7 protein-coding genes are annotated in these 6000 nt (G+C 41.9%); all 7 read right to left on the bottom strand.

The features are described 5' to 3' along the window. Window positions 1-255: 255 nt before the first annotated feature. From LPKJCM_RS05565 to atpE, 7 genes are read right to left on the bottom strand one after another with little or no spacing between them, the layout of a single operon-like run. Window positions 256-672, bottom strand: coding sequence for a F0F1 ATP synthase subunit epsilon (locus tag LPKJCM_RS05565; RefSeq protein ID WP_057962997.1), 417 nt, complete (start codon window positions 670-672; stop codon window positions 256-258). A 13-nt stretch (window positions 673-685) separates the two neighbouring features. Continuing rightward, window positions 686-2122 (bottom strand): F0F1 ATP synthase subunit beta, encoded by a 1437-nt coding sequence (atpD, locus tag LPKJCM_RS05560; protein WP_275667834.1) that lies wholly within the window; start codon window positions 2120-2122, stop codon window positions 686-688. A 28-nt stretch (window positions 2123-2150) separates the two neighbouring features. After that, window positions 2151-3056: a F0F1 ATP synthase subunit gamma gene (locus tag LPKJCM_RS05555; RefSeq protein WP_057962999.1), complete on the bottom strand. Its 906-nt coding sequence runs from the start codon at window positions 3054-3056 to the stop codon at window positions 2151-2153. A gap of 21 nt (window positions 3057-3077) precedes the next feature. Continuing rightward, the gene (gene atpA, locus LPKJCM_RS05550) at window positions 3078-4634 is read right to left on the bottom strand and encodes a F0F1 ATP synthase subunit alpha (protein WP_087069567.1); all 1557 of its coding nucleotides are present in this window, start codon (window positions 4632-4634) and stop codon (window positions 3078-3080) included. A 27-nt stretch (window positions 4635-4661) separates the two neighbouring features. After that, the gene (locus tag LPKJCM_RS05545; RefSeq protein WP_057962915.1) at window positions 4662-5204 is read right to left on the bottom strand and encodes a F0F1 ATP synthase subunit delta; all 543 of its coding nucleotides are present in this window, start codon (window positions 5202-5204) and stop codon (window positions 4662-4664) included. Further along, window positions 5201-5710, bottom strand: coding sequence for a F0F1 ATP synthase subunit B (gene atpF / locus LPKJCM_RS05540; protein WP_057962914.1), 510 nt, complete (start codon window positions 5708-5710; stop codon window positions 5201-5203). The genes LPKJCM_RS05545 and atpF overlap by 4 nt, the downstream gene beginning before the upstream one ends. 42 nt (window positions 5711-5752) lie before the next feature. Beyond that, window positions 5753-5965, bottom strand: coding sequence for a F0F1 ATP synthase subunit C (gene atpE / locus LPKJCM_RS05535; protein WP_013727677.1), 213 nt, complete (start codon window positions 5963-5965; stop codon window positions 5753-5755). Window positions 5966-6000: the final 35 nt, after the last annotated feature.

The following is a 6000-nucleotide window of genomic DNA, read 5'->3' as shown; positions in this document are numbered from 1 at the left end:
GCCAAAAAAGCCAATAACCACACGCCTTTGGCGTGATTATTAGCTTTCAAGTTTCAGCTGCATATAAAAGACAAAAGACCGTGAAAAAACGGAAACATAAATACATCATTCACAAATCACGATAAAGGCATTTTAACCTGGCCGAAGATGAATTTCAAGAATTAAGTTCGGCAAAACAAAAAAGCTGTCACCCAAATGGGCACAGCTTTTGGTCGATCATAATCAGTTTCCGGAAACCACAATCAGAAAACGTGTCTATTTCCCAGCAACATTAATTCGGTTAATTGCTCGGCGAAGTGCAACTTGAGCACGATCAAGAGCTGCCTTATCCTGTCGTTGACGGGCCTCAGCAATTCGTTGTTGCGCGTTCTTCTTTGCTTTTTGCGCACGGGCAATATCAATATCATTCTGTGTTTCGGCACTATCAGCCACAATTGTTGCAACATTGTTTGAGAATTCGATAAAACCACCGTTGACAGCAATATCGTCTTCCTTGTCGTCGTATTTAACTCTCGTCTCATCAACGTCAAGTGTTGCAATAATCGGAACGTGATTCGCCATGATTCCTAGTTGTCCCGACTGAGTTGAAACAACTATCATACTAGCAGTATGCTCGTAAACTTTTCCATCGGGAGTAACGATACTAACGGTAATAACTGAATTATCAGCCAATTAGAATCCCTCCTTAGTTTGCAGCACGCTGCTTCTCATTATCAGATTCCTGTTTCATAGCCTTGGCTTTTTCAACAACATCTTCGATTGGGCCGCAGTTACGGAACGCGTCTTCTGGAATGTCATCGTACTTACCTTCAAGAATTTCCTTAAAGCCTTTAACAGTATCTTGAACAGATACGTATTTACCAGGTAATCCGGTAAATTGCTCAGCAACTGAGAAGCTTTGAGATAAGAAGAATTGAATCCGACGAGCACGGTTAACAATCGTCTTTTCCTCGTCTGATAATTCATCCATACCAAGAATTGAAATGATATCTTGAAGTTCACGATAACGTTGGAGAACGTGTTGAACCTCAGTTGCAACTTGGTAATGCTCCTGACCAACAATTGCTGGATCAAGAGCCGACGAAGTTGAAACCAATGGATCAACGGCCGGATAAATCCCTTGTTGCGTCAATGAACGTTCCAAGTTAGTCGTCGCATCCAAATGGGCAAACGTTGTTGCTGGTGCAGGGTCGGTATAATCATCGGCAGGCACATAAACGGCCTGGATCGACGTAATGGCACCCTTCTTAGTTGAAGTAATTCGTTCCTGCAACTGACCCATTTCAGTCGCCAGTGTTGGCTGATAACCAACGGCTGACGGAATCCGGCCAAGCAAGGCAGAAACTTCAGAACCAGCCTGTGTGAATCGGAAGATATTATCAATGAACAACAAAACATCTTGGCCAGCTTCATCACGGAAGTATTCCGCAATCGTCAAGCCTGTCAGGGCAACACGCATACGCGCACCAGGAGGTTCATTCATCTGACCATAAACCATGGCCGTCTTTTCAAGAACCCCTGAACCCTTCATTTCGTAGTACATATCATTACCTTCACGAGTTCGTTCACCAACACCAGTGAACACAGAAATACCATTGTGTCCTTGGGCGATGTTATGAATTAACTCCTGAATTAAAACGGTCTTACCAACTCCGGCACCACCGAACAATCCAACTTTACCACCACGAGTGTATGGTTCCAACAAATCAATCACCTTAATCCCTGTTTCAAGGATTTCAGTTGATGGGTTTAATTGATCATACTTGGGAGCATCGCGGTGAATTGGCCAACGCTCTGCGTTAGGGCCAAATTCTGGGCCGCCGTCAATTGGATCTCCTAGAACATTGAATACTCGACCAAGAGTATCTTTACCAACCGGAACACTGATGGAAGATTCGGTGTTTTCAACGTCCATACCGCGACGAAGACCATCGGTTCCATCCATAGCAATTGTCCGAACAACACCGTCACCCAAATCAAGGGCAACTTCGACAATCAGATTCTTGTCTTCGCTGACGTGGATTGCTAGAGCAGTGTTAATTTCTGGTAATTTATCGTCCAAGGAGAATTCAACATCAACAACTGGTCCAATAACTTGTATAACTTTACCAGTAGAACTCATGTTAGTTAATTCCTCCATTCAATCTTTTCTATTGACTAAGAGCCTCTTGACCACCAGTAATTTCGGTAATTTCAGTGGTGATCGCAGCTTGCCGGGCACGGTTATACTGCAATTCCAATGAAGAAATCAGATCGTCGGCATTATCAGATGCTGACTTCATGGCAGTCGAACTTGAAGCGTGCTCGGAAGTCTTAGCATCAAGAATTGCGCCATAAACCAAGCTTTCAGAATATTGCGGTAAAACAACATCTAACACTTCTTTTTCAGAAGGCTCGACATCATATTCGGCACTCATCGGCTTCACTTCAATATCTTGGCTGGCAGCTGATGCAATCGCTTCATCATCAATCGGCAGCATTTTTTCAGCTCTGAATCGTGAAATCAGGCGGTTAACAAAGTGTTCATAACAAACGTACAATTCATCAAATTGGCCTTTGTCGTACATTGATGTCACCATCTTAACAATTTGACGAACTTCGTTGAATGTTGGCACATCGCTGACCCCTCGATATTCATAAGAAACGTTATCGCCACGCTTCTTATAAAAGTCGGATCCGGTCCCACCAATGGCAAGAATTTGATAGTCATTAGCTCCCGAATGCTTTTCAATGAACTCATTGGCTTCACGAATAACGTTACTATTATAACTACCAACCATCCCACGATCAGAGGTGATAATTAAATATGCACTTCTCTTAGTCTTAGACTGATCAGCTGAATGACCTGAGGATTTGTTTAGCCCATCTAAAATGTGAGATTGGGCTAAATGCAACACAACAGATTTGATTTGGCTTGCATATTCCGCATAACTAACCGTATGCTTTTGGATCTGGTTCAGTTTTGCCTGAGAAACCATTTCCATGGCATTGGTAATTTGTCGTGTCTTCTTAGTCGAAGTAATCCGATGTTTAACATCGTTTAGCGAAGCACCCATGTAATCTCACCCTCCTTAAAACTAGTCATTTGAAGCAGCTGATTGATCATCATTTGATTGTTGATCATCGTGCTTGCTTGGTTGGAAAGTTTGTTCAAAGTCTTTAATTGCGGCATCCATTTTACTTGTATCAGGCAATTGACCAGTCTTTGCGATATCATCCAACAAATCTTTATGATTCTGATCAAAGAAATCAAAAATCTCAGTTTGATATCTCAAAATATCATCAATCGCAACCTTATCCAAGAATCCATGGGTCAAGCAATAAAGAATGACAACCTGTTTTTCAACAGAGATTGGTGAATGAAGCGGCTGTTTCAAAACTTCAACCGTTCTAGCACCACGATTCAACTTGCTTTGAGTTGCTTCATCAAGGTCGGAGCCAAATTGCGCAAATGATTCCAATTCATGATAGGAAGCAAGGTCCAGACGCAAGGTACCAGAAACTTTCTTCATCGCCTTAACCTGGGCATCCCCACCAACACGAGAAACAGAAGTTCCGGCATCAACGGCTGGACGAACACCAGAATAGAAACTATCGGCATCCAAGAAGATCTGGCCATCGGTAATGGAAATAACGTTAGTTGGGATATAAGCTGAAACGTCCCCTGCTTGAGTCTCAACAATTGGCATCGCGGTCATTGAACCGCCACCCAACTTGTCACTTAACTTAGCAGCCCGTTCCAACAAACGTGAGTGGGTATAGAAAATATCACCAGGATAAGCTTCACGACCTGGAGGACGACGAAGAATAAGTGACAACTCACGATAAGCATCAGCCTGCTTTGATAAATCATCGTAGATAATCAAAACGTGTTGACCCTTGTGCATGAAGTACTCACCCATTGTTGCGCCGGCATAAGGGGCAATGTAAAGCAATGATGCAGGTTCGGATGGTCCAGCTGAAATAACAGTTGTGTAATCCATTGCACCATACTTTTCAAGGGTACTTACGGCAGTTCGAACGGTTGATTGTTTCTGTCCAATTGCAACGTAAATACATTTCATATTCTGACCCTTTTGGTTCAAAATCGTATCAATGGCAATTGATGTCTTACCAGTTTTACGGTCTCCAATGATCAACTCACGCTGACCTCTACCAATTGGAATCAATGAATCGATCGCTTTAATACCAGTTTGTAATGGTTCGAAAACAGATTGACGATCCATAACACCTGGGGCCTTATTTTCAATCGCCTTGTGATCGTCGGCTTTAATTGGGCCTTTACCATCGATTGGTTCACCAAGTGAATTAACAACTCGTCCAATCATCTCGTCGCCAACAGGAACTTCCATAATTCGGCCGGTTCTCTTTACAGAATCACCTTCACGAATATTCGTGTCGTCACCTAAAATCATGATACCAACATCATTGGTTTCCAGGTTTTGTACCATTCCATAAACGCCGTGGCCGAAGTCGAGCAACTCTCCAGACAACGCATTTTCGAGCCCATGAGCACGAGCAATACCATCACCAACATATGTAACGATACCTGTTTCTTGAACGTCGAGCTCGTTCTTATAGCCTTGTAATTGTTGCTTAATAAGAGCACTGATTTCCTCAGCTTTAATGCTCATAAGTTTCACCTCTTTAAATAGATATCGTTAATTCAACAATAATTCTTTAACTTTATTAATCCGAGTTTCAACACTACCATCAATAATCACATCGGAAGACCGAATAACGATCCCGCCGATCAAAGATTTATCAACTTTGGTATCAAAAATGGCTTTAACCGCACCTACTCGCTTTTCAAAGGCTTTTGCCAAACGATCGAGTTGATCATCATCAAGCGGTGTTGCAGAAACAACCTGTGCTCTGACAATCTTCTTATCATCTTCGTAAACCTTTTGGAATTGGTCAATGATCTCCAAAACCTGGGGGAAACGACGATAGCTGGCGACAACCTTTAAAAAGTTATTAATAAAGTCTGATGCATCTTTGGTGATAGGAGCCAAGAGAGATTGTTTTTCATCATCTGAAACTCGGATATCATCGAGAATTTCAATCAACTTTGGATTAGCAGCAAAAATTTTACGTAATTCAAGCAAATCAGCGTAACCAGCTTCAAGTTCATTGGAATCACTCAGAACTTCAAACATGGCTTTTGCGTATTTTTTTGAAGCGCTCATATCATCTAATGTCATTTCTGCTTACCCAACCCTTCAATGTAAGAGTCAACAAGTCCTTTTTGATCATCTTCGTTTAATTCTTTCGAAATAATCTTGGATGCAATTTCAATAGAAAGACTTGCCACATCTTTTCGTAATTTAGCCAAAGCTTCTTGTCGCTCTTGTTCAATGTCCTTTTCAGCAGAACTCTTAAGATTAGATGCTTCATTTCTAGCATCTTCAACAATCTGTTCTTGTTGTCTTTGTCCATTCTGTTTGGCAGTGTTAATAATGGTATTCGCGTCATCACGCGTTTTGTCTAATTCAGCCTGACGTTTTTGAGCCAGATCAGCTGCTTTAGTTCTTGATTCCTTAGCAGAATCAATATCATTAACAATCTTGTCTGAACGGTCTTGCATCATCTTCGTAATTGGCTTCCATGCAATGATCTTGACCAACCACATCAAAACAAGGAATGTGATCATGACAAACAGCATATCTCCGACGTAAAGCTGAGCTCCAACTACTGAATATGAAAACATCAATTGGCACCTCCTTCTTTGTGTATTTGACTAAACCGGTTATTACTTGTTCATAACCAGCAAAGCAACAACGAAGGCGATGATAGGCATAGCTTCAACCAAACCAACACCGATGAACATGTTACTACGCAGTTGTCCGGATAATTCTGGCTGACGTGCCATTCCTTCCAACATCTTAGAAATTAAAATACCATCACCAACAGCTCCACCGATAGCGGCACCGGCCATTGCAATACCTGCAGCAATTGCTCCCATAATTAAAAATCCTCCTTAATAGTCTCCAAAATATT

The organism is Lentilactobacillus parakefiri, from assembly GCF_002157585.1.
Classification (GTDB): Bacteria; Bacillota; Bacilli; order Lactobacillales; family Lactobacillaceae; genus Lentilactobacillus; species Lentilactobacillus parakefiri.
This window is presented reverse-complemented; position numbering and strand designations above follow the sequence as displayed.